Source organism: Stutzerimonas sp. CXK-1, from assembly GCF_057738225.1.
This window is the reverse complement of the sequence record NZ_CM173217.1, coordinates 2,863,641-2,886,513: the sequence shown is the minus strand read 5'-3', so window position 1 is coordinate 2,886,513 and position 22,873 is coordinate 2,863,641. Positions and strand designations below refer to the sequence as shown.

The following is a 22,873-nucleotide window of genomic DNA, read 5'->3' as shown; positions in this document are numbered from 1 at the left end:
GTTGCCACTGCCCGCTCAGGGCGCTGGACGAACGGGCCATCAGACCGGGCCGCGGGTCAGCAGGTCCAGCAGGGTCAGCAACAGCAGCAGGAACACGAAGAACCAGGCTGCCAGCGCACACAGCCGCAACAGCGGACTTTCGTCCTGCAGGCGGGTGAAGCCCAGGAGCACGCCGAGCGCCTGCGCGCCGGCCAGCAGCATGATCAGGATGTCCCGGTACGGCAGGCGGCTGGTGGCCAGGGCGATGCTGACGCCAAGCAGCGCCAGCAGCCCCAGGTAGCTCAGCAGGCGCGCGCTCATGCCGGTCTCCCGACCAGATAGAGCGACGGGTAGAGCAGGATCCAGATCACATCGACCACATGCCAGTAGTGCGAGAACGCCTCGAGCAGGGTGATGCGCTCGGGCAGCGGCAGTCGGCCGCGGCGCTGGCGTACCCAGAACAGCAGGCCGAGGCTGAGCGCGATGATCATGTGCAGGGCGTGCAGAGCGGTGGCGATCAGGTACAGGTTGAAGAACAGCTGCGCGCCGGTCTGCTGCAGCGGCGAAACCTGCCAGGGCATGAGCTGCTCGCGGTACTCGGCAAAGTATTCGTAGCCTTTGAGCAGGAGAAAGGCGCCGGCCAGGATGACCGCCGTCAGCAGCAGCCGGCGTGCCCGCCGCGCCTGACCGTCACGGGCCTCCACGACCGCCAGGGTAATCGCCAGGCTGCTGGTCAGCAGCAGCACGCTGTTGAACCCGGCGAGCCAGTAGTGCAGATGCCCGACGGTTTCGCCGACCCCGCCCGGGTGCGCCGTGCGCGTATACCAGATCACCACCAGCAGGCCGCCGAACATCATCAGCTCGGTCGCCAGAAAGGCCCAGGTGCCCAGGTGCGCCGTTTCGTGCTGCTGGCCGTGGGTCTGGAACTGCTCGGTGATCGGGTATTCAACCTTTGCCATGGGTCGCCTCGGGCGGGTAGTCGTAGGCCTCGAAGTCCACCAACGGGATCGTCTCGAAATTGTGCTTGGGCGGTGGCGACGGCACGTGGCGCCATTCCAGCCCGGCGGCATCCCAGGGGTTGTCCGGGGCCTTTTCGCCGCGGTACAGCGACCACAGCAGATAGAACAATGGCAGCGCATAGGCCACTCCGAGCACCAGCGCGCCGCAGGACGAAAGGATGTTCAGCACGCCGAACTCCTCCGGGTAGGCGTGGTAACGGCGGGGCATGCCGAGATAGCCAAGGATGAACTGCGGAAAGAAGGTCAGGTTGAAGCCGAAGAAGATCATCACCGCGGCGATCCGCCCCCACAGCTCCGGATACATCCGCCCGGTGATCTTTGGCCACCAGAAGTGCAGCGCGCCGAAATAGCCCGCCACCGCCGCGCCCACCATGATGTAGTGGAAATGCGCCACGACGAAGTAGGTGTCGTGCACGTGCAGGTTGGCCGCCAGCAGGGCGAGGAACAGCCCGGTGATCCCGCCGATCAGGAACAGCCCGAGAAAGGTCATCGCATAGAGAAAGGGCGCGTTGATCGTCAACCGGCTCTTGTACAGCGAGGCGGTCCAGTTGTACGCCTTGATCGCCGACGGGATCGCCACCAGGAAGCTCAGCAGCGAGAAGGCCATGCTGGCGTACATCGACTGCCCGGCGACGAACATGTGATGGCCCCAGACCATGAAGCCGATCACCGCGATGGCGATGCTGGAAAAGGCCACGAAGCGGTAGCCGAAGATGCGTTTGTGCGCCGCCGAGGTGACCAGCTCGCTCATCACCCCCATCGCCGGCAACACCATGATGTAGACCGCCGGGTGGCTGTAGAACCAGAACAGATGCTGGAACAGCAGCGGATCGCCGCCGAGCGAGGGGTCGAACACGCCGATGCCGAACAGGTGTTCCAGGGCGACCAGGGTAAGGGTGATCGCCAGCACCGGCGTGGCCAGCACGAGGATCACCGAAGTCGCGTACAGCGACCAGACGAACAGCGGCAGACGAAACCAGGTCATGCCCGGGGCGCGCAGCTTGTGCACCGTGGCGATGATGTTGATGGCAGTGAAGATCGACGAGAAGCCGGTGATGAAGACGCCGACGATCACCGCCACCACATGGCCGTTGCTGAACATCGTCGAGTAGGGCGTGTAGAAGGTCCAGCCGGTGTCGACCCCGCCGGCGACCAGCGCATAGAGGGTGAACAGCCCGCCGGCCACCAGCAGGTACCAGCTGGCCAGGTTCAGCCGCGGGAAGGCCATGTCGCGCGCACCGACCATGATCGGTACGAGGAAATTGCCGAACACCGAGGGAATCGAGGGAATCAGGAAGAACCAGACCATGATCACGCCGTGGATGGTGAAGGCCCGGTTGTAACCGTCGGCGGTCAGCAGGTCGCCGTCGGGCGTGACCAGTTCGATGCGGATCAGGCTCGCCGCCAACCCTCCGACGACGAAGAAAAAGGTCACCGCCAGCAGATAGAGCACCGCGATGCGCTTGTGATCGGTGGTCAGCAGCCAGGAGAGGATGCCGTGCTCGGCTTCCAGGTAGCTCGGCTCGCGGACGGCCTTGATCTCGCTCATGGGCGGCTCCGTTTCGGGGGAATGATGGCCTGCTCCTCGCCCAGCGACTGGATATAGGCGGTCAGGCGCAGCACCGCGTCCTCGTCGAGGATCCTGGCGTAGGTCGGCATGATCGGCTCGAAGCCGGCGACCACCTGCTTGCTCGGTAGCAGGATCGAGTCGCGGATGTAGCCGGCGTCGGCGACCACCTCGTCGCCGTCGGCCAGGGCCACCCGGCGGCCGTAGAGGCCCTGCAGCAGCGGGGCGCGGGTCGCCGAGCGCTCGCTGTGGCAGCCGCTGCAGCCGAACTGGCGGAACAGCGCAGCGCCCTGCTCGGCGAGGCTGCCGTCGGTGGCCGCCTGCTGCAGCCACTGCTGGTAGGCCGCCGGCGGCTGGATGACCAGCTGCGCGGTCATGCCGGAGTGGTCGGTGCCGCAGTATTCGGCGCAGAAGCCGTCGAAGCGGCCGGTCCTATCGGCGCGGAACCAGAGCTCGGTGTAGCGCCCCGGCAGGACGTCCTGCTTGATGCGCAGCGCGGGGAAAAACAGGCTGTGGATCGCATCCTCGGAGATCATCACCAGCTTGACCGGCCGGTCGGCCGGCACGTGCAGGGTGTTGATCTCGCGCTGGCCGCCGGGGTGCTGGAACTTCCACATCCACTGCTTGGCGGTGACGCGTATTTCCAGCGCATCGGCCGGTGGCACGCGCGCTTCGTAGAACAGCCGCGCGGAGAGCAGGAACAGCACCATGGCACCGATGAAGGGCAGCACGATCCAGGTGGTTTCCACCTTCCAGTTGCCTTGCGACTGATGGTGCCGCGGTACGTCGCGGCCGGCGCGGTAACGCAGGGCGAAGAGCACCAGGCAGAAGAACACCGGCAGCACGAACAGCCCCATCAGCAGGGTGAACACGGTGATCAGCCAGTCCACGTCGCTGGCGTGCTGCGAGGCGGACGCCGGCCACAGGCGCAGGAAACCCTCGAGGATCATGGCCGACGCCCCCCTCGCTCGCGGCGCAGGTTGAACAGGATGAAGCCGCCGAGCAACAGCACCGTGGCGCCGCCGCCCAGCTGCAGGGCCTCGATCACCAGGCTGCTGTAGCCGCCGGTCTTCGGGTCGTAGTGGTAACAGAGCAACAGCAGCTGGTCGGTGAAATCGCCGACGCGGCCCTGGCCGGCCTCGAGCAGCGCCAGGCGCAGGTCGTCCGGCTGGTAGCCCAGACCATAGAGCCAGCGCGACAGGCGCCCGTCGCGGCTGAGCGCGGCGACCGCGGTGACATGGGCGTACTCGCCGCTTTTCTCGTCGTAGGCGTAGCGAAAGCCCAGTGCCTCGGCCAGCGCCGAGCTGGCCGCCGCCGAGCCAGTGAGCAGATGCACGCCCGGCGAGTCGGCCAGCGCCGGCCAGCGGCGCGCCAGCTTGGCCTGCTCGGCGCGTGCGTCGGCCGGCGTTTCGTTCGGGTTGAAGCTGAAGGCCACCAGTTCGTAGTCCTCACCGGCGCGGTAGGGCAGGCCGTCGAGCATCTGCAGCAGCGAGGCCAGCTGGCTGCCGCAGACATTCGGGCAGGTGTAGTACAGCGGCAGCAGCAGCACCGGCCGCTTGCCGAACAGCTCGGCCAGGCGCAGCTGGCGGCCGTGCTGGTCGGCAAAGCGCAAGTCCAGCGGAACCTGCGCGCCGGGTCGGGCCTCGATGCCGCTGACCTCGAACGGATCGAAGGGGGCCTCGGCGTACGACAGCGGGCTGACGAACAGGAGCAGCACGGTCAGCAGCAGGCGCGGATCAGTCATGGCCAGGTTCCTCGCCGCTCGCGTCGGCCTCTGGCCAGCCCTCGTGCGCCAGCCGTGCCATGGCCTCGTCGATGGGCAGGTGCGCCAGGCCGGCCTGGCGGTCGACCCAGCCGAGCGTCTGCAGGCGCCGCCGGGCAGCCGCCAGCACCGCCGGCGCGGCGACCTGCGCTGCAGCGTCCAGGTTCGGGATTGCCGGGCGGAAGGCCGAGGCTTCGCGCGGTGTGGGCGGCTGCTCCGGCTCGTGCTGGGCGTAAAGATGCAGCAGCAGGGCGACGCCGCCGAGGCTCAGGCCCAGCCCCACGGCAATGATCAGCCCCGCCAGCAGCACGCGTGGCACGCTGGCATCCTGCGGCTCGTAGCCCAGTTCGCGGGCGCGTGGGTCAACCTCGGCCATGCTCGCCTCCGATCAGGGGCCAGGCAGGCCGCAGCACCAACAGCCAGGCCAGCGTCAGCAGCGCGCCAAGGCTCCAGAGCAGCAGCGGCGAATGCTCGGCAAAGGCCGGCAGCACCCACCAGAGCAGCTCAAGCTGGCCGAGCAGCAGAGTGGTGATGGCCGCGCCCTGCAATGCACCGCTGCGCTCGCCCAGGGGCAACAACAGCAAGACCAGCGGCAGCAGGCCCTGACCGACGCCCAGCAGCCAGACAACCGCGGCGCCAAAGCCTTCGATGCGGGTCAGATACCAGCGGATCTCTCGTGGCAGGTCGGCCGACCAGATGATCAGGTACTGCATGTAGTGCAGATACAGCCAGAGCAGCACGGCCGCGATCAGCAGGCCGCGCAGCACGCCACGCCGCTCGGCACCGGCGTGCAACGCCAGCAGCACCGCCAGGGCGACCGCCGAGAGCAGCCCGCGGCTCAGGTAGAGCAGCCCGTAGAGGGTCGAGAAGAATTCGGGCTCCAGGCTCATCGCCCAGTCGATCGCCGCGGCCGAACCACTGAGCACCAGCAGCACCAGGCCCGGCCCGGCCAGCCGCGGACGGCGCGGCAGCAACCAGGCCAGTGCGCTCCAGAGCGCGACGTAGAGCAGCGTGCGCAGCGTGAACGCCAGCGGTGACAGCCAGACGCCGCGAAAACCCTCTTCGCCTTCCAGCGCCCAGGGGTAGAGCCGGTGCTGGGCCAGCAGCGCCGGCAACAGCAGCAGCCCGAGCAGGGGCGCCAGGCGTGCGATGTGCCCGGCGCCTGGCAGGATCAGCCCCTGCCAGCTGCCGCTGACCAGCGGCACCGCCAGCTGGAGCAGCAGGCCACCGATAACCAGCGCCGCCAGGGCGAAGGCCACGGCCAGGCTGGCCGCGGCCAGTGGCGGCCAGAACAGGCCGAGCACGCCGAGCAGCAGGGCCAGTGCGGCCGGCCAGGCAAGCATGCGCGGGTTCATGGCCGGCCCTCCAGGCGCCGACGTTGCGCCGCGCTCAGTTGCTCCAGCGGCACGCCCTGGCTGCGCTGCAGCGCGCGCACATAGGCGACGATGGCCCAGCGATCGGCTGGGGGGATGCGGCTGGCGTAGCTGTACATCTGCCCGTAGCCATGGCTGATGACCTCGATGAAATGCCGGTCCGGCGCCTCGCGCAGGCGCGCCGCAGCCAGGTCTGGCGGCTTCGGGAAGCCACGCTGCACCACCACGCCCTCGCCGTTGCCGAGCAGGCCGTGGCACGGCGAGCAGAAGATGTCGAAGCGCTCGCGGCCGCGCTCGAGCAGCGCCCGGCTCATCGGCGGGCGCCTGTACAGGCGGGCCTCGCGGGCCAGATCGCCGCGGGCCACGGTGAACGCTGGCGGAGCCTGGTTCACTGCTCCGTTGGCGAATACCCTGGTGCTGCCCTGCGCCTTGAGCTTTTCCTGGCGCGCCATGTCATCGCAGCCGGCCAGTGCCATCAGCATCAGCAGGATGAGGACGCGCATCAGGGTTCGATCTCCGTCACCGAGACTGCCCGCTGCGACAGCCAGAGCAGCGTCGTGCCGGGATCGAAGAGCGGATCCTCGGCATAGATGCACAGCAGGAAGCGGTCGTCCGAGGCGCGGCGAAAGCTCTCCGCTTCGAACAACGGGTGGTGCAGCAGCGGCAGGCGGCAGGCCAGCAGCAGGCCGAACACCGCAAACAGGCCGGCGAACAGGATCATCAGCAGAAAGCCGACCACGGCAAAGGCTTGCAGCGACACCAGCGGGCGGCCGCCGATATCCAGCGGGTAATCCAGGTTGACGTAGATCTGCAGGCCGAAGCCGGCCAGCGCGCCAAACAGCGCACCGGCCACGCCCCAGCGGATCGGCTCGCGATGATCGAGGCCAAGCAGCGGCTCGATCGCCTCGAGCGGGAAGGGGCTGAACGCCTCCATGTGCCGGTAGCCAGCCTGATGCGCGGCGCGCGTGGCTGCGAGCAGGGCATCGGCATCGGCGAAGTCGGCGAGCAGGCCGAACAGCGGCTTAGCCATCCTCACCTCCGCGATAGCGATGCAGCACTTCCTTGACTTCCATCGCCGAAACCATCGGCACGAAGCGGATGAACAGCAGCAGCGGCACGAGGAACAGGCCAAAGGTGCCGGCCAGCAGCGCCCAGTCCCAGACCGTCGGCAGGTAGGCCTCGCTGCTCATCGACGGCATGTGCGGGTGCGTCTCTGGCGTGACGATGAGCATGTAGCGTTCGCACCACATACCCACCAGCACCGCCGCGCTGACCAGGCAGAGCAGCCGCGGGCGGGTGCGTACCCGGCGGCTCCACAGCGCCTGCAGGATCACTACGTTGCACAGGATCGCCAGCCAGAAGCTCCAGGCGGTGTAGCCACCCAGGCGTGCCTGGGTGACGAGGATCTCGTGGTGCCGCCCGGAATAGAACGCCACGAAGATGTCGGCGACATAGCCATAGGCGGTCATCAGCCCGGTGGCCAGCAGCAGCTTGCCGAGCATGTCCAGGTGACGTGGGGTGATCAGCGTCTCGAAGTGCAGCAGATGGCGCACGCTGCAGGCGATGATCGCCACCAGCGCGAAGCCGGAAAAGACCGCGCCGGCGACGAAGTAGGACGGAAACACCGTCGAATGCCAGCCGGACGGGTCGCCGAGCGCAAGCAGGAACGAATAGCTGCTCGATACCGCGAACACCAGCGGCACCGCCAGCAGCGCGAGGAAGCGATAGCAGCGGCGCCAGCGCACCCAGTGGCTGCCGGCACCGCGCCAGCCAAGCGCGAGCAGGCCGAACACCACCTGTTGCACGCGGCGGGTGGCGCGGTCGCGGGCGCAGGCGAAATCCGGGATCGCGCCGACGTAGAGAAACAGCAGCGAGAACAGCAGGTAGGCCAGCACGGCGAAGAAGTCCCAGGCCGTGGGGCTGCGGAACTGTGGCCAGACGTCCATCGTCGCCGGGTAGGGCGCGCTCCAGTAGAACAGCCAGGGCCGCCCGAGGTGCAGGATCGGAAAGATCCCGGCGCAGATCACCGCCAGCAGCGTCATCAGTTCGGCCAGGCGGTTGAGCGAATTGCGCCAGGGCCGGTCGATCAGCAGCAGCAGGGCGGAGATGAAGGTGCCGGCGTGGCCGATGCCCAGCCACCACATGTAGTTGAGGATCGGCAGCCCCCAGTTGACCGAATTGTTGTTGCCGAAGATGCCGACGCCGCGCAGCAGCAGGTTGCCGACTGCGAGAAAGAACAGCCCGAGCAGGGCGCAGCCGATGGCGAAGGCGACCCACCAGCTGGCGCGATGGCGAAAGTGCAGCGGTGTATCGATGGCCAGCTCGGAGACCGCGCCGAGCGGCAGCTGCGGTGGCAGGAAGTGCGGCGTGTCAGCCATCGCTGCGGCCCTCCGGTGTCTCGTCGGCGGGGGCCTGCGGCAGGCCGTCCTCGAGCGCCGCCAGGTAGGTGGTGCGCGGCCGGGTGTTGAGCTCTTCGAGCAGCGCATAGTGGCGCCGGGTCTCGCGCTGGTAGTGCAGGCCGCTGTCGGCACGTGAGAGATCGCCGAAGACGATCGCCTGGGTCGGGCAGGTCTGCTGGCAGGCGGTCTGCAGCGTCTGGCTGGCGATCGGCCGGTCGCCCATGCGCGCATCGATGCGCGCCTCGCTGATGCGCTGCACGCAATAGGTGCATTTCTCCATCACGCCGCGCCCGCGCACCGTGACGTTGGGGTTGCGCTGCGCCTGCAGCAGCGGCGGGTCGTCGCCGGTCCAGTCGAACCAGTTGAAGCGCCGCACCTTGTACGGGCAATAGGAGGCGCAGGTGCGAGTGCCGATGCAGCGGTTGTAGACCATCTGGTTGAGCCCTTCGGGGCCGTGCACCGTGGCGTTGACCGGGCAGCCCATCTCGCAGGGCGCGTGTTCGCAGTGCATGCAGGGCACCGGCAGAAAACTCGAACGCGGCGCCTCCGGCGAGCCCTCGTAGTAGTGGTCCACGCGCAGCCAGTGCATGGCGCGACCGGCGGCGACCTGCTCGGCACCGACCACCGGCACGTTGTTCTCGGCCTGGCAGGCGACCACGCAGGCGTTGCAGCCGATGCACTGGTCCAGGTCGATCAGCATGCCCCAGCGGGGTTCGCCGAGCGGACCGCCAGCCGGCGGCGGCGCGGCCGGCGTGGCCGGATAGAAGGATAGCTGCTCCGCTGCCGTGGCCGGCTGCCTGGCGACTTCGCGCGGCAGCCGGCGGGCCGGCGCCTGTTCGGCCTTCATGCTGTGGTGCATCTGGGTGATCGCCAGCGGTACCGTGCCGTCGAGCGGGGCGAGCCGCGCACCTTCGCGCCGCCAGGGCTCGGCGAGGCGGCGAAGCGGGGCGACACCGAAGCCCTGGCCCACCGCCACGCGGCCCATGCGTCGGCGGCCATAGCCGGCGCAGATTTCGAGCACGTCCGGGTGCTGCCCAGGCGCGAGAATCACCGCGCCTTCGATGGCTCCGCCGTCGACCTCGACCCGTACCCGGTCGCCATTGCGCAGACCCAGGCGTTCGGCCTGGCGCGGCGCGATCGCCACCGCATTGCTCCAGGTGAGCTTGCTCAGCGGCCGCGGCAACTCCTGGAGCCAGCCGAGATTGGCGAAGCGGCCGTCCCAGATCGCCTCGTCGGGGCGGATAAGGACCTCGTAGCCGCCCGGCGCCTCGACGGCCGGCAGGGTGACGGGCGCAGCCGAGACGGCCACTGGCGTCGGCTGACGGCCCTCGATAAAGCCGCGTTCGAGCGCCGCGCGCCAGGCCGCTTCGTCGAGCGACTGCCAGGTTTCGCGCAGCTGGGCATGGCTGTCCGCCGTCGGCTCGCCGCGTAGTAGCGCGAGCAATTCGCTGGCGCTGCGCGTGGCATGCAGCGGTTCGATCAGTGGCTGCCCGAGGCAGGGCGTGCCGTCGGCGGCGAGGCCGTCGTGCCAGGCTTCCAGCGGATGGCTGAGCGGCAGGTGCCAATGGCTGTGCGAGGCCGTTTCGTCGTAGTACTGGCCGGCATGCAGGCACCAGGGCAGTGCTTCCAGCGCGGCCGCGAAGGCGGCCTCGGCAGGCGCCTGGTACGCCGGGTTGCAGTCCAGGGCAAGCAGGCTCTGGACTTCACCGGCGCCGAGCGCCGCGCATAACTGCCCGAGGTCGCCGAGCGGCTGGCCGCCAATCTCGAGCTGTTGCAGCGGCTCGCTGAAGCTCAGGGTGCGGCCGAGGTTGCCCAGCCGATCGTTGAGCCGGTAGACGGCGGCCTGGGTCGCGGCATCGCTGCGTGCACCGGCGCTGATCAGGCAACGCCCGGCATGCGCGCGTAGCGCGGCAGCCATCCGCCGGACCCAGTGCTGCTCGTCGGCGGCCAGCTCCGGCGCCGGGCCATCGTCGATCTCGGCGAGCAATGCGCGCAGCAGGCGGTTCTGTTCGGCGCCATTGGCGATGCGCCGCTCGCTGGCCTTGGCGCCGGTCAGGCTGGGGCAGCTTTCGACGGCGATCAGCAGGGCCTGGCCGCGGCCTTCGGCGGCCGCGCGACGGCGCTCACCCCAGCGGCTGGCGTGCAGCACCTGCTGCGGGCCGCTGCCGAGTAGGTCGTCCTCGAAACACAGCAGTAGTTCAGCCTTTTCCAGGTGCAGGTGGCGCTCCAGCGGCCGGCCGAAGGCCTGCTCGGCGGCGGCGTAACGGCGCCCCTCGTAGGGCTCGAAGCGATACAGCCGTGCCTGTGGCCAGCGCGCGAGCCAGCGCTCCAGCTCGCGCGCCAGGGTCGGCGAGCTGCTGGCGCCAAGCAGCAGGTGCAGGCCCTGGCCGGCGCTGGCATCCCAACGTTCACGCCAGCCGGCGGCTTCGCCGAGAAAGGCCTCCCAGGACGCATCACGGCCCTTGTAGCGGGGCGCCTGCGAGCGGTCCGGGTCGTACAGCTGGAGGATCGCCGCCTGGGTGATCGCGCTGGCCGCACCCCGGCAGGCCGGATGGTCGGGGTTGCCCTCCAGCTTGGTCGGGCGGCCGGCCTGGGTGCGGCCGAGTACAGGCTGCAGGTAGCCGGCGAAGTCCACCGCGGTGGCGTACAGGCGCGTTTCGCCCGGCACGATGAGTTCGGGCTGTTCGACATAGGGCACCGCGGTCTCCGGTGCCTTGCCGCAGGCCGCCAGGCCGCCGAAGGCGAGCGAGGCGCCCATCAGCTGGAGAAAGCGGCGCCGGTCGAGCTGCGGCGCGACGCTCGGAAACTCGGCCTCGCAGAAGGCCACGAAGCTCGGGTCCTCGGCCAGTTCTTCCAGGCTGCGCCAGTAGGTCGGGCCGCGCTCTTCGGCGAGGCGCCGGCCGATGGCGGCGAAATCGAGCGGGTCGCGGCGGCTCATCGGTGGCAGGTATAGCAGTGGGTGAGTGAGGTCCCGGCGATGCCGTGCTTTTGCATCAGGCGTTCACCGAGGGCACGGCGGTCCCCCTCCGGCTGCCAGTCCATGTCGGTGACGAAGCGCCGCGGGCGCAGGCGCGGCGCCGGGTCGCGGTGGCATTCCAGGCACCATTGCATCTGGAAGCTGTTTTCCCGGCGCATCAGCGGCATGCGGTCGACCCGGCCGTGACACTCGGCGCAGCCGACCCCGGCCTGCACGTGCACACCGTGGTGGAAATAGACGTAGTCGGGCAGCTTGTTGACCCAGTTCCAGCGCAAGGGCTCGTTCTCCGTAAGGCTGCGGCGCACCGGCTCGAGCATCGGCGCGCCGGTCCAGACCTGCGAGTGACAGGACATGCAGGTGTGCGTCGGCGGAAAGCTCGCCGCCGCGGCCTGCTCGACACTGCTGTGGCAATAGCGGCAATCGATACCTAGCTCGCCGGCATGGTGGCGGTGGGAAAACGGCACGGGTTGCTCGATCCTCCAGTTCTGGCCGGTCGAATAGTCCGAACGCGCCAGCACCAGGCCGACCACGAAGATCAGCAGGGCACCGCCGCCGACGCCGAACAGGGCGAGCCGGAACCACATGTCGGCCGAGCGCGAAAAAATCTGTGCCATCACCCTTGTCCAAGCGACATCAGAGTTTTGGGTCGAGTAACAGGATGTGAGTTCACTCGAATGTGCGATCAGCGAATCGGCACGGCCTGACGACGCGTTGCCGGCAGCCGATTGGCGCGGTGCGGCCCAGGGCTGCGACGTGACGGCCACCCGGAACTGGTCCGTTGCCTGGCGCAAGCGGCCTGCGCTGAGGGCGCGCGAAACCCGGCGGCCTGGCGCCCGGCTGGTTTGCCGGCAAGCGCGATGGACCAAAAAACGCTGAACCCCGCGCGCCGCTGCCCGGTCACTAGAAGGACGTCGCGGGCGATTGATCCCGTGGCATGCCTCGGCCCGTTCGCGCGAGGCGCCCGTCCATCGCGCCTGCCGTCCTGCCGGCGGCGCCCTCGCTGGGGGATTGCAGATGGCGCTTGCCATGGCTTTTCAGCACCAGCTCAGAGATTACCGACCTCTTGTCGGCGGCGTGCCGTGCGCCGCGCCAAGGCCACCTGGCAGGTGCCCGCTGCTCGTCCCCGAGCGCTGGCGCCCGAGCTAGGCCGGCGATCGAACGCCTGCGCACGGATGCCGGGGCCAGCCGCCACAGGGATGCCTGTCCACGCAACGACAAGAACAACGGAGGCCTGATGTCAGACTGCACGATCCGCTTCGATGGCAAACCGCTGACCGGCACCGCCGGCGCGCCGCTGATCGATTTTCTCGCCGAACACGACATTCACCTGCCGCACGTCTGCTACCACCGCTCGCTGGGCTCGCCGCAGACCTGCGATGTCTGCTGGGTCGAGCTCGATGGCGAGCTGGTGCGCGGCTGTACGCTGGAAGCCCGCGAGGGGCTCGAGGTCACCAGCCAGGCCGCACGCGCCAGCGCCGCGCGCGAAGAGGGCATGGATCGCCTGCTGGCCAAGCACGAGCTGTACTGCACGCTGTGCGAGAACAACACCGGCGACTGCACCCTGCACAACACCGTCGCCGACATGAACATGCCGGTGCAGCGCTATGCCTTTCAGCGCAAGCCCTACGAGAAGGATCACTCCAACCCCTTCTACACCTACGATCCGGACCAGTGCATCCTCTGCGGTCGCTGCGTCGAGGCCTGCCAGAACGTCGAGGTGAACGAGACGCTGTCGATCGATTTCCAGATGGACCCGCCGCGCGTGCTCTGGGACGGCGGCCAGACCATCGCCGGCTCGAGCTGCGTCAGCTGCGGCCATTGCGTCACCGTCTGCCCCTGCAACGCGCTGATGGAAAAGACCATGCAGCCCGATGCCGGGCCTTTCACCAGCCTGCCGCAATCGCTCAAGCGGCCGATGATCGATGCGGCCAAGGCGCTCGAACACACCATCGGCGCGCCGCCGATCACCGCCATCTCGAAAATGGACATGCACTGGCGCCAGCCGGAGATCAAGCGCACCAAGACCGTGTGCACCTACTGCGGCGTGGGTTGCTCGTTCGAGATGTGGACGCGCGACCGCCACATCCTCAAGGTGCAGCCGGTGGTCGAGGCGCCGGTCAACGGCATCTCCACCTGCGTCAAGGGCAAGTTCGCCTGGGACTTCGTCAACAGCGAGCGGCGCCTGACCATGCCGCTGATCCGCGACGGCGGCACCTTTCGCGAGGCCAGCTGGGACGAGGCGCTGGGCCTGGTGGCGCGGCGCCTACTGGCAATCCGCGACGAGCACGGGCCGAACAGCATCGGGTTCATCGGCTCGAGCAAGGCGAGCAACGAGGAGGCCTACCTCACGCAGAAGATCGCCCGGCTGGTCATTGGCACCAACAACGTCGATAACTCCTCGCGCTACTGCCAGAACCCGGCGACCAAGGGCCTGTTCCGTACCGTCGGCTATGGCGGCGATGCGGGCAGCATCGCGGACATCGAGCAGGCCGAGCTGGTGGTGATCGTCGGCAGCAACCTGTCGGAAAACCATCCGGTGATCGCCTCGAAGGTCAAGGCCGCGCAAAAGCTGCGCGGGCAGAAGCTGATCGTCGTCGACCCGCGCCGTCAGGAGATGGCCGAGCGCGCCAACCTCTACCTGCGGCCGAATGCGAGCACCGATCTGGTCTGGGCCTCGGCGCTGTCGCGCTATCTGCTGGAACAGGGCCTGGCCGACGAGGCCTTTCTCGCCAGCCAGGTCAACGGGGTCGAGGAATATCGCCAGTCGCTGGCGCCGTTCACCCTGGAGTTCGCCGAGCAGGTGACCGGCATCCCGCGCGCGCAGCTGGTCGAGGCCGCCGAGCTGATCGGTCGCGCCGGCAGCGTTTGCCTGCTCTGGGCCATGGGCATCACCCAGCACAGCCACGGCGCCGACACCAGCACGGCGCTGTCGAACCTGCTGCTGGTCACCGGCAACTATGGCCGGCCGGGTACCGGCGGCTACCCGATGCGCGGGCACAACAACGTGCAGGGGGCGAGTGACTTCGGTTGCCTGAAGAACATGTACCCCGGCTACGAAAAGGTCTCCGACGACGCCGTGCGGGCCAAGTGGGCACGTGCCTGGGGCGTGCCGCCGGAGCAGCTTTCGGGCGAGGTCGGTTCGGACAACTTCCTCATGGTGCAGCAGGCCGACGAGCGCAAGGTGCGCGCGATGTACATCATCGGCGAGGAGACGGCCTTTTCCGACGCCGACAGCCACAACGTGCACCAGGCCTTCGAGAAACTCGACTTCATGGTGGTGCAGGACGTATTCCTCAGCCGCACCGCCGAGTTCGCCGATGTGGTCCTGCCGGCCTGCCCGAGCGTGGAAAAGGAGGGCACCTTCGTCAACACCGAGCGGCGCATCCAGCGCTTCTACCCGGCGCTCGAGCCGCTGGGCGAGAGCCGCCCGGACTGGCGCATCCTCACCGACCTCGCGGCGCGCATGGGCCATTCCTGGGGCTACACGCATCCGGGGCAGATCATGGACGAGGTGGCCGGCATCGCCGATCTGTTCGCCGGGGTCAGCTACGCGCGGCTCGAGGGCTGGAAGTCGTTGTGCTGGCCGGTGGCCGCCGACGGCCAGGACACGCCGTTGCTGTATACCGACGGTTTCCACACCGACGACGGCAAGGCGGTGCTCTACCCGCTGGAGTGGAAGGCCCCGGCCGAAGGGCCGGACGACACCTTCGACCTGATGGTCGACAACGGCCGCATGCTCGAGCACTTCCAGGGCGACAACCAGACCGGGCAGGGCCTGCGCATGAGTTCGCTGTCACCGCACTGGTTCGTCGAGGTCAGCCCCGAGCTGGCCGCCGAACGCGGCATCGGTCGGGGCACCTGGGTGCGCCTCACCTCGCGCCGCGGTGCCGTCGAACTGCCGGCAGTGGTCACCGAGCGGGTCGCCGGCAAGACCCTGTTCGTGCCCATCCACCAGGGCAAGCCAGGGCTCAATCTGCTTACCGGCGAACACCACGACCCGGACGTCAATACGCCCGCCTACAAGGAAACCGCGGTGCGCCTGGAGGTCCTGCAGCGCCCGCCGCTGGAGGCACCGCTGCCGCCCGGCAACTTCCGCCACGGCCAGCGCACGCCGAATGCCGGCGTGCCGGTCGAGGTCAAGTGGATGCGCGACGACTATGTCGAGCCGCCTGCCCATGAACAGCATCCGGAGAGTCTCTGATGGCTGAACGTATCGAGAACTATCGGGTCCGCCCACCCAAGATCGGGGCGACCGCCGAGGACGAGCTGAACCAGCTGCTGCAGACGCTGCACGAGCGCGGCATCCTGCGTTTTGCCAATGACCTGGCCGGCTCGCAGGCCGAGGTGATGAAGGTGCTGGTCGACGGGTTGAACAAGCCGGGCACGCTCAATGCCATCCAGAACCTGTCGATTCTCGGCATGGCGCTGTCGCGCATTCCGCCGGAGCAGTTCTACAAGGTGGCCTTTGCCGTGCGCGATGGCCTGTCGACCGTCGCCGGCTACCAGCCCGAGGAGCACGGCAAGGATGCGCCGGGCGTCAGCGGCGCCTACCGGCTGCTGCATGACGACGACCTCTGGCGCGCCATCACCCCACTGCTCGACGGGCTCAAGGCTTTCGCCCAGGGGCTGGACCGCGAAGTCGACAAGCCGATCAGCGCCTTCAGCGGCAAGTCCAGCGGCTTCTGACCGTTCGTCGTGCCGCGGCGCGCTGCCCGTGCGCTGCGGCGCCGCGCGGGCGCCCGTGGCAGAGCGTTCGCCGGTTTCGCTGACGGGGCGGCTGGCAGGCCGGCCCGCCATGCGGGGGAACTCAGCGGTGGCACGGGGGTCTGTCAGCCCACGGACGTGGCCTGGCCGCCCCTGCGGCTGCCCGCCTTTTTTTATCGCGGCGCCCTGTCCGTGTTCATCGATCCGGCCCGGCCGGCTTGTTTTCCTGCCGGCGCGCCCCTGTGCTGCGCCGGCCTTACTCATTCCAAGAAAGTTATCCATCCGAATGCGCTCTCAATTGCTCAATCACTCCATTGGCCGCCGCTACGCCCGCATGCGGGGCGGGTTGCTGGCCGCGCTCATGGGCGCCAGCCTGCTGGCTGGCACTGCCCACGCCCAGGAAGGTGACAATGCACGCTGGGTCAGCGACCAGCTGACCACCTACGTGCGCAGCGGCCCCACCGATGGCTATCGCATCGTTGGCTCGCTCACCTCGGGACAAAAGGTCGAACTGCTGCAGACCCAGGGCGACTACAGCCAGGTCCGCGGCGAGTCCGGCGACAAGGTCTGGATCCGCAGCGCCGACCTGCAGGAAGTCCCCGGCCAGGCCGAACGCCTGCCGCAGCTGGAGGCCGAGACGACCGAGCTGCGCGAGCAGCTGCGCACCATCGATGACAGCTGGAAGAACCGCGTGCAGGGCATGCAGGAGACACTCGACTCGCGCAAGACGCTGATCGACGAACTCGAGGCGCGCAGCCGTGCGCTGGGCGAAGAGCTCGCCGAAGCCCAGGCCGCCCTGCGCGAGGCGCAGGCGCAGTTGGGCGACGAGAACAAGCACGTGCTGATGACTTACATGGTCTATGGCGGCAGCATCGCCGGCGCCGGGCTGCTGGCCGGGCTGATCCTGCCGCTGCTGTTCGGCCGCCGTAAGCGCAACGACCGCTGGTTCTGAGGCGAAGGGCTCAGCCGGCCGACGGCTGGGCCTGCGCCGACGGTACGGGCTGGAAATACAGCCGCTCGCCGCGCCCGAGGCCGACGAGGCCGGGATGGTCGTGGCCGACTTCCGCCTCGATCGGCTCGGGCTGCCCGGCCAGCCTGAGCGTGACCCGGGTGAGTGCACCCAGCGGCCGGATATCCTGGACCTCACTGGCGATGTAGGCCGCCTGAGGCTCGCGCGAAAGCCGCACCTCATGCGGGCGGAACAGCACGCTGCGCCCTTCGTCCAGCTGCAGCCGATTGGCGTCGCCGAGGAAGTGGTAGACGAACTCGCTGGCGGGATTGGCATACACCTCCGCCGGCGTGCCGATCTGCTCGATCACACCCTTGTTCATCACCACGATGCGATCGGCGACCTCCATCGCCTCTTCCTGGTCGTGGGTGACGAATACCGATGTGAGGTGCACGTCCTCGTGCAGCCGCGCCAGCCAGCGGCGCAGTTCCTTGCGCACCTTGGCGTCCAGCGCGCCGAACGGCTCATCGAGCAGCAACACCTCTGGCTCCACTGCCAGCGCGCGGGCCAGGGCAATGCGCTGGCGCTGGCCACCGGAGAGCTGTTCGGGGTAACGGTCCGCGAGCCAGTCCAGCTGCACCAGATTCAGTAACTCGTGCACCTTGGCGGCGATCACCGCTTCGCTCGGGCGCAGCTTCTTCGGCTTCATGCGCAGGCCGAAGGCCACGTTGTCGAACACGGTCATGTGGCGGAACAGTGCGTAATGCTGGAAGACGAAGCCGACGTTGCGGTCGCGCACATCGCGGCTGGAGACATCCTCGCCATGGAACACGATGCTGCCGCTGTCCGGCGTTTCCAGCCCGGCGATGATGCGCAGCAGGCTGGTCTTGCCGCAGCCGGACGGGCCGAGCAGGGCGACCAGTTCGCCGCTCTGGATGTGCAGGTCGATCGCCTGCAGCGCCTGGAACCCGCCGAAGCGCTTGTTGACGTCACGGACTTCGATACTCATGGCTGTGCTCCGGTTTTCAGGCGCGCGATGCGCGATTCGCTCCACTGCTTGAGCAGCAGGATCACCAGCGCCAGGGCCAGCAGCAGGCTGGCCACGCTGAACGCGGCGACGTGGTTGTATTCGTTGTAGAGAATCTCGATGTGCAGCGGCAGGGTGTTGGTCAGCCCGCGGATATGCCCGGAGACCACCGACACCGCGCCGAACTCGCCCATTGCCCGCGCGGTGCAGAGCACCACGCCGTAGATCAGGCCCCATTTGATGTTCGGCAGGGTGATGTGCCAGAACATCTGCCAGCCGCTGGCGCCGAGCAGCCGCGCGGCTTCCTCTTCGGTACTGCCCTGCTCCTGCATCAGCGGGATCAGCTCGCGGGCGACGAAGGGCACGGTGACGAACAGCGTCGCCAGGACGATGCCCGGCACGGCGAAGACGATCTGGATATCGCGATCACTCAGCCACTCGCCGAAATAGCCCTGGGCGCCGAACAAGAGCACGTAGATCAGGCCGGCGATGACCGGGGAGACCGAGAACGGCAGGTCTATCAGGGTCACCAGCAGGCTCTTGCCGCGGAACTCGTACTTGCTCACGCACCAGGCGGCGGCGACGCCGAACACCAGATTGAGCGGCACCGAGATGCCCACGGCAAGCAGGGTGAGCTTGAGCGCGGCCAGGGCATCGGGCTCGAGGATCGCCGTGAAGAAGGTGCCGACCCCTTGCTTGAAGGCTTCGCCGAGGACGATCAACAGCGGCAGCAGAAGGAACAGCGCGAAGGTCAACCAGGCCGCGCCGATCAACAAGCGGCGGGCCGTTTGCTTGCCGCGACGGGTAGTGGTGGCGCGGGCATTCGCCGACACGGGCAGGGAAGCGGTAGTCATGCTGGCCTCCTCAGCCGTGGGCAATGCGGCGCTGCAGCAGGTTGATCGCCAGCAGCAGGATGAATGACACCACCAGCATCAGCACGCCGATGGCCGTGGCGCCGGCGTAGTCGTACTGGTCCAGCTTGACCATGATCAGCAGCGGCAGGATCTCGGTCTTCATCGGCATGTTGCCGGCGATGAAGATCACCGAGCCGTACTCGCCGACGCCGCGGGCAAAGGCCAGGGCGAAGCCGGTCAGCCAGGCGGGCAGCAGTGCTGGCAGCAGCACATGGCGAACGATCTGCAGCGGACGCGCGCCGAGGCAGGCCGCGGCTTCTTCCACTTCACGCGGGATATCGGCGAGCACCGGCTGGAGGGTGCGCACCACGAAGGGCAGGGTCACGAAGGTCAGTGCCAGGGTGATGCCCAGCGGACTGTAGGCGATCTTGAAGCCCATCTGTGTGGCGAACTGGCCGATCGGTCCGTTCGGCGCGTACAGCGCGGTGAGGGCAATGCCTGCCACCGCGGTCGGCAGGGCGAAGGGCAGGTCGATCATCGCCTCGATGATCTTGCGGCCGGGGAAGCGATAGCGCACCAGCACCCAGGCCAGCAGCGTGCCGATCGCGCCATTGAGCACGGCGGCCGCGAAGGCTGTGCCAAAGCTCAGCTTGAGCGCCGCCAGCACGCGCGGCGCGCTGACGATGGCGATGAACTGCGCCCACGAGAGTTCGGTGGTCTTGAGAAACAGCGCACCCAGGGGAATCAGCACCAACAGGCTGAGGTACACCAGGGTGTAGCCCAGCGTCAGCCCGAAGCCGGGTATGACGGAGGTAGATCGGCTAGACATGTTCGAGGCTCGGACGGTTTGGCGTAATGGCCAAAAAAATTGGAAGACCGTAGGGTGGAAAACGCGCGAAGCGATTTTCCACGCGCATCACGCTGAGCCTGCCGTATGCGGGCCAGCGCCTCGGACGTGTGGATGGCTTCGGCCATCCACCCTACGAACTGTCGTGCAATGTGTCGGCTGAAGCGTCACGAGCGCAGCTCAGACAAGGCGAAGACCGGCGAGGGCCGCGGAGTTTACGGGCTGTAAATGAGCAGGCCCGAGCCGGTCTTCAACGAAGTATGAGCAAGCGCAGTAGCTTCATTCGGCCTGATAGATCTGGTCGAAGATGCCGCCATCATTGAAGAACTTCGGTTGTGCGGCCTTCCAGCCACCAAAAGCCCCGTCGATGGTGACCAGCTTCAGCGCCGGGAACCGGTTCTTGAATTCGGCCGCCACGGCCTCGTTGCGTGGCCGGTAGAAGTGCTTCGCCGCGATGCGCTGGCCTTCCTCGCTGTACAGATAGTTCAGATAGGCCTCGGCTAGCGCCCGCGTGCCCTTGCGCTCGACGTTCTTGTCCACCACGGCCACCGGTGGCTCGGCAAGGATCGACAGCGAAGGCGCGATGATCTCGAACTCTTCACCACCCTGTTCCTTCAGGGCCAGGAAGGCCTCGTTCTCCCAGGCCAGCAGCACGTCGCCGATGCCGTTGTTGACGAAGGTGACGGTCGAGCCGCGGGCGCCGGTATCGAGCACCGGCACATTCTTGTAGAGCTTCTCGACAAAGGCCTGGGCCTGCTGCTCGTCGCCGAATTTCTGCTGGGCGTAGGCCCAGGCGGCGAGGAAATTCCAGCGTGCGCCGCCGGAGGTCTTCGGGTTCGGCGTGATCACCTCGACGCCCGGCTTGACCAGGTCGTCCCAGTCCTTGATGCCCTTCGGATTGCCCTTGCGAACGAGGAACACGATGGTCGAGGTATAGGGCGTGCTGGCGTCCGGCAGGCGGGTCTGCCAGTCCTCGGGGATCAGTTTGCCGAGGCGATGCAGCTCGTCGATATCGCCTGCCAGGGCCAGGGTCACCACATCGGCGCGCAGGCCGTCGATCACCGCGCGGGCCTGCTTGCCCGAGCCGCCATGGGACTGCTGGATCTTGATCGGCTCATGGCCCTGGGCCTGCCAGTGCTGGTTGAAGGCGTCGTTGAATGCCACATAGAGCTCGCGCGTCGGATCGTAGGACACGTTGAGCAGGGTATCGGCGGCCAGTGCAGGGCCGCCGATCAGCGCGCTCGCCAGGGCGGCGAGAGCAAAGCGACGAATGGACATGGTGCAGCTCCTGAAAAAACTGATTGGGTAGGGGTTGGCGCTTCAGGGACGGTCGCTGAAATCACGCTGGAAGACAGGCAGGGCGAGGCGGAAGCAGCCTGGCGGGTTGCAACCTGGTCTAGCGGTGTCAGGTGGTTTTCAGTGACTCGATCAGCTCCGCATTCGCGGGCGACAGCTGCAGTACCGGTGCGTGTTCATGTGCTTGTTTTCCATGGTCACGCCCTCCGGTGGTCCAGTCGGGCTAGGGTTTGTCGGTCGGGTTCAGACGTTTTTCGCGGTGGCTTGCAGACGAAATTTTTCCTTGCGCTCGATCTGCACCACCTGGCCGTTGTGCACGGTGATTTCCAGCGAGCCGTACTTGAGGCCGGCGAGCGCTTGAAGGATCTCGCGTAGCAGGCCCTTCTCGTCCTGAGCATCCGGATAGCGAAGCGGTTCGCTCATCGTGTTCTCCAAGGCCGCCCTGCACTGCGGGATTGCAGCGCAGCGAGGTAGGCGCTGGGCAGATAGTAGGCAGTGCCGTTTATTCCAGAAAATACATTTTTATCACATGCTTATAACCAAGTATTCGCGTAGGGAAGGCTTTTGCTATTCAACTAAAAGGAATAGATAAATTCTTTTTTATTCTTTTATGGTTGGTTCGGGCAGGCTCTAGACTTAGCCCCATCGTTGAGAGGAGGTGCAGGCATGCACAGCGAATCCATTCGTTACCTGATCGTGCCGGGCTGGCATGGCTCGCCTGACGATCATTGGCAGAGTCACTGGCAGCGCAACCTGCCCAACAGCGTGCGCGTCGAGCAGCGGGATTGGGTCGAGCCGCGCCGCGAGCGCTGGATTGCCGAACTGTCGCATGCCGTCGAGGCCAGCGCGCAGCCCACCGTGGTGATCGCCCACAGCCTGGGCTGCGTGACGCTGGCGCATTGGGCGCAGCGGGCACCCGAGGCACTGCGGCAGCGGGTGCGCGGCGCGCTGCTGGTGGCGCCGGCCGACGTCGAGCGCGCGCAGTGCCCCGAGGCCCTGCGTGATTTCGCCCCGGCGCCGCGGCAGGCGCTGCCGTTTCCCAGCCTGCTGGTCGGCTCGGACAACGATCCGGCCGCCAGTGCCGAGCGAGCCATGGCCATGGGCCGCGACTGGGGCAGCGAGACCGTCGTGCTCGGCGGCGTCGGCCACATCAACGTCCGCTCTGGCCATACGCGCTGGGAGCAGGGCTTCGCCTATCTTTATCGTCTGCAGCGACTGATCGAACAACGTACGCGCCTGGTTGCCTGACCGCGCGTTTTCCATGCCATCCAGTGAAGGGAGAGAACCATGAGCATCCATCTCGGCGATATCGCCCCCGACTTCGAGCAGGACTCCAGCGAAGGCCGCATCCGCTTCCATGAGTGGCTGGGTGACAGCTGGGGTGTGCTGTTCTCGCACCCGGCCGACTTCACCCCGGTGTGCACCACCGAGCTCGGCTTTACCGCCAAGCTCAAGGACGAGTTCGCCAAGCGCAACGTCAAGGCCATCGCCCTGTCCGTGGACCCGGTGGATTCGCACCTCAAGTGGATCGAGGACATCAACGAGACGCAGAACACCCGGGTCAACTTTCCGATCCTGGCCGACGCCGACCGCAAGGTCTCCGAGCTGTACGACCTGATCCACCCCAACGCCAGCGACACCCTGACGGTGCGCTCGCTGTTCGTCATCGATCCGAACAAGAAGGTGCGCCTGAGCATCACCTACCCGGCGAGCACCGGGCGCAACTTCCACGAGATCCTGCGGGTGATCGATTCGCTGCAGCTGACCGACAACCACAAGGTCGCCACCCCGGCCAACTGGCAGGACGGAGACGAAGTGGTAATCGTGCCCTCGCTCAAGGACGAGGCCGAGCTCAAGCAACGCTTCCCCAAGGGCTACCGGGCGGTCAAGCCGTACCTGCGCCTGACACCGCAACCGAATCGGTGATTGGCATAGGCCCGCCGCGGGTATGAACCAACGGCACGCGAACGTGCCGTTTTGACCAGGCCGAAGGGCGCGCGTCACGCGCGCCCTTCGGCCTTTTTCGTTTGCGCCTGAGCATCGTGCGTCGCGCTTGCATACGGCCGAACACGCGGCGTTTTTCCGGGCGCTGCGGCTGCCCGGTAGACTGTCGTCTTTCC

Annotated in this window: 22 protein-coding genes; 5 read left to right on the top strand and 17 right to left on the bottom strand. The window is 67.5% G+C overall.

Going from position 1 to position 22,873, the window contains the following annotated elements; translation table 11 throughout:
- Nucleotides 1-39: 39 nt before the first annotated feature.
- Genes AC0KXH_RS13600 through AC0KXH_RS13545 form a run of 12 tightly spaced genes read right to left on the bottom strand, consistent with a single transcriptional unit; the run spans nucleotide 40 to nucleotide 11,690 of the window.
- Nucleotides 40-300, bottom strand: a complete 261-nt coding sequence (locus AC0KXH_RS13600) for a hypothetical protein (RefSeq protein WP_312571078.1) — start codon at nucleotides 298-300, stop codon at nucleotides 40-42.
- A complete protein-coding gene (locus AC0KXH_RS13595) occupies nucleotides 297-938 on the bottom strand; it encodes a cytochrome c oxidase subunit 3 (RefSeq protein WP_313306469.1) in 642 nt (213 codons plus the stop codon). The genes AC0KXH_RS13600 and AC0KXH_RS13595 overlap by 4 nt, the downstream gene beginning before the upstream one ends.
- Nucleotides 925-2,547 carry a cytochrome c oxidase subunit I gene (locus tag AC0KXH_RS13590; RefSeq protein ID WP_041109235.1) on the bottom strand — a complete coding sequence of 541 codons (1,623 nt, stop codon included), beginning with the start codon at nucleotides 2,545-2,547 and terminating at the stop codon, nucleotides 925-927. The genes AC0KXH_RS13595 and AC0KXH_RS13590 overlap by 14 nt, the downstream gene beginning before the upstream one ends.
- Nucleotides 2,544-3,515 (bottom strand): cytochrome c oxidase subunit II, encoded by a 972-nt coding sequence (gene coxB, locus AC0KXH_RS13585; RefSeq protein ID WP_488223557.1) that lies wholly within the window; start codon nucleotides 3,513-3,515, stop codon nucleotides 2,544-2,546. The genes AC0KXH_RS13590 and coxB overlap by 4 nt, the downstream gene beginning before the upstream one ends.
- The gene (locus AC0KXH_RS13580; RefSeq protein WP_061337061.1) at nucleotides 3,512-4,309 is read right to left on the bottom strand and encodes an SCO family protein; all 798 of its coding nucleotides are present in this window, start codon (nucleotides 4,307-4,309) and stop codon (nucleotides 3,512-3,514) included. Before AC0KXH_RS13580 ends, coxB begins: the two co-directional genes overlap by 4 nt.
- Nucleotides 4,302-4,703 (bottom strand): hypothetical protein, encoded by a 402-nt coding sequence (locus AC0KXH_RS13575; RefSeq protein WP_061337062.1) that lies wholly within the window; start codon nucleotides 4,701-4,703, stop codon nucleotides 4,302-4,304. The genes AC0KXH_RS13580 and AC0KXH_RS13575 overlap by 8 nt, the downstream gene beginning before the upstream one ends.
- On the bottom strand, nucleotides 4,690-5,682 hold the full coding sequence (locus tag AC0KXH_RS13570; RefSeq protein ID WP_488223556.1) for a hypothetical protein: 993 nt from the start codon (nucleotides 5,680-5,682) through the stop codon (nucleotides 4,690-4,692). Before AC0KXH_RS13570 ends, AC0KXH_RS13575 begins: the two co-directional genes overlap by 14 nt.
- Nucleotides 5,679-6,203 (bottom strand): c-type cytochrome, encoded by a 525-nt coding sequence (locus tag AC0KXH_RS13565; RefSeq protein ID WP_488223555.1) that lies wholly within the window; start codon nucleotides 6,201-6,203, stop codon nucleotides 5,679-5,681. Before AC0KXH_RS13565 ends, AC0KXH_RS13570 begins: the two co-directional genes overlap by 4 nt.
- The gene (locus tag AC0KXH_RS13560; RefSeq protein ID WP_488223554.1) at nucleotides 6,203-6,730 is read right to left on the bottom strand and encodes a DUF3341 domain-containing protein; all 528 of its coding nucleotides are present in this window, start codon (nucleotides 6,728-6,730) and stop codon (nucleotides 6,203-6,205) included. The genes AC0KXH_RS13565 and AC0KXH_RS13560 overlap by 1 nt, the downstream gene beginning before the upstream one ends.
- On the bottom strand, nucleotides 6,723-8,078 hold the full coding sequence (nrfD, locus tag AC0KXH_RS13555) for an NrfD/PsrC family molybdoenzyme membrane anchor subunit (RefSeq protein ID WP_488223553.1): 1,356 nt from the start codon (nucleotides 8,076-8,078) through the stop codon (nucleotides 6,723-6,725). The genes AC0KXH_RS13560 and nrfD overlap by 8 nt, the downstream gene beginning before the upstream one ends.
- On the bottom strand, nucleotides 8,071-11,037 hold the full coding sequence (locus AC0KXH_RS13550) for a TAT-variant-translocated molybdopterin oxidoreductase (protein ID WP_488223552.1): 2,967 nt from the start codon (nucleotides 11,035-11,037) through the stop codon (nucleotides 8,071-8,073). Before AC0KXH_RS13550 ends, nrfD begins: the two co-directional genes overlap by 8 nt.
- Entirely contained in the window at nucleotides 11,034-11,690 is a 657-nt protein-coding gene (locus tag AC0KXH_RS13545) for a cytochrome c3 family protein (protein ID WP_041109249.1), read from the bottom strand. The genes AC0KXH_RS13550 and AC0KXH_RS13545 overlap by 4 nt, the downstream gene beginning before the upstream one ends.
- A 620-nt stretch (nucleotides 11,691-12,310) precedes the next feature.
- On the opposite strand from AC0KXH_RS13545, the gene fdhF reads away from it, so the two are divergent.
- The 3 genes from fdhF to AC0KXH_RS13530 all read left to right on the top strand — a co-directional run bounded on the left by fdhF (nucleotide 12,311) and on the right by AC0KXH_RS13530 (nucleotide 16,732).
- Entirely contained in the window at nucleotides 12,311-15,277 is a 2,967-nt protein-coding gene (fdhF, locus tag AC0KXH_RS13540) for a formate dehydrogenase subunit alpha (RefSeq protein ID WP_488223551.1), read from the top strand.
- Entirely contained in the window at nucleotides 15,277-15,762 is a 486-nt protein-coding gene (locus AC0KXH_RS13535) for a helical membrane plugin domain-containing protein (protein ID WP_061341095.1), read from the top strand. The genes fdhF and AC0KXH_RS13535 overlap by 1 nt, the downstream gene beginning before the upstream one ends.
- A gap of 352 nt (nucleotides 15,763-16,114) precedes the next feature.
- Nucleotides 16,115-16,732 (top strand): TIGR04211 family SH3 domain-containing protein, encoded by a 618-nt coding sequence (locus tag AC0KXH_RS13530; RefSeq protein ID WP_488224614.1) that lies wholly within the window; start codon nucleotides 16,115-16,117, stop codon nucleotides 16,730-16,732.
- A 10-nt stretch (nucleotides 16,733-16,742) separates the two neighbouring features.
- Here AC0KXH_RS13530 and AC0KXH_RS13525 read toward each other — a convergent pair whose 3' ends face one another.
- The 5 genes from AC0KXH_RS13525 to oscA all read right to left on the bottom strand — a co-directional run bounded on the left by AC0KXH_RS13525 (nucleotide 16,743) and on the right by oscA (nucleotide 21,176).
- On the bottom strand, nucleotides 16,743-17,738 hold the full coding sequence (locus AC0KXH_RS13525; RefSeq protein WP_488223550.1) for a sulfate/molybdate ABC transporter ATP-binding protein: 996 nt from the start codon (nucleotides 17,736-17,738) through the stop codon (nucleotides 16,743-16,745).
- Nucleotides 17,735-18,610 carry a sulfate ABC transporter permease subunit CysW gene (gene cysW / locus AC0KXH_RS13520; protein WP_279646897.1) on the bottom strand — a complete coding sequence of 292 codons (876 nt, stop codon included), beginning with the start codon at nucleotides 18,608-18,610 and terminating at the stop codon, nucleotides 17,735-17,737. The genes AC0KXH_RS13525 and cysW overlap by 4 nt, the downstream gene beginning before the upstream one ends.
- 10 nt (nucleotides 18,611-18,620) lie before the next feature.
- A complete protein-coding gene (gene cysT / locus AC0KXH_RS13515) occupies nucleotides 18,621-19,439 on the bottom strand; it encodes a sulfate ABC transporter permease subunit CysT (RefSeq protein WP_488223549.1) in 819 nt (272 codons plus the stop codon).
- A 297-nt stretch (nucleotides 19,440-19,736) separates the two neighbouring features.
- Entirely contained in the window at nucleotides 19,737-20,735 is a 999-nt protein-coding gene (locus AC0KXH_RS13510; protein WP_488223548.1) for a sulfate ABC transporter substrate-binding protein, read from the bottom strand.
- A gap of 261 nt (nucleotides 20,736-20,996) precedes the next feature.
- The gene (gene oscA / locus AC0KXH_RS13505; protein WP_437269811.1) at nucleotides 20,997-21,176 is read right to left on the bottom strand and encodes a sulfur starvation response protein OscA; all 180 of its coding nucleotides are present in this window, start codon (nucleotides 21,174-21,176) and stop codon (nucleotides 20,997-20,999) included.
- A 243-nt stretch (nucleotides 21,177-21,419) separates the two neighbouring features.
- On the opposite strand from oscA, the gene AC0KXH_RS13500 reads away from it, so the two are divergent.
- Together AC0KXH_RS13500 and AC0KXH_RS13495 are read left to right on the top strand one after the other, a co-directional pair.
- The gene (locus AC0KXH_RS13500; RefSeq protein ID WP_488223547.1) at nucleotides 21,420-22,001 is read left to right on the top strand and encodes an RBBP9/YdeN family alpha/beta hydrolase; all 582 of its coding nucleotides are present in this window, start codon (nucleotides 21,420-21,422) and stop codon (nucleotides 21,999-22,001) included.
- A 39-nt stretch (nucleotides 22,002-22,040) separates the two neighbouring features.
- Nucleotides 22,041-22,679, top strand: coding sequence for a peroxiredoxin (locus AC0KXH_RS13495; protein ID WP_224110164.1), 639 nt, complete (start codon nucleotides 22,041-22,043; stop codon nucleotides 22,677-22,679).
- Nucleotides 22,680-22,873 lie beyond the last annotated feature (194 nt).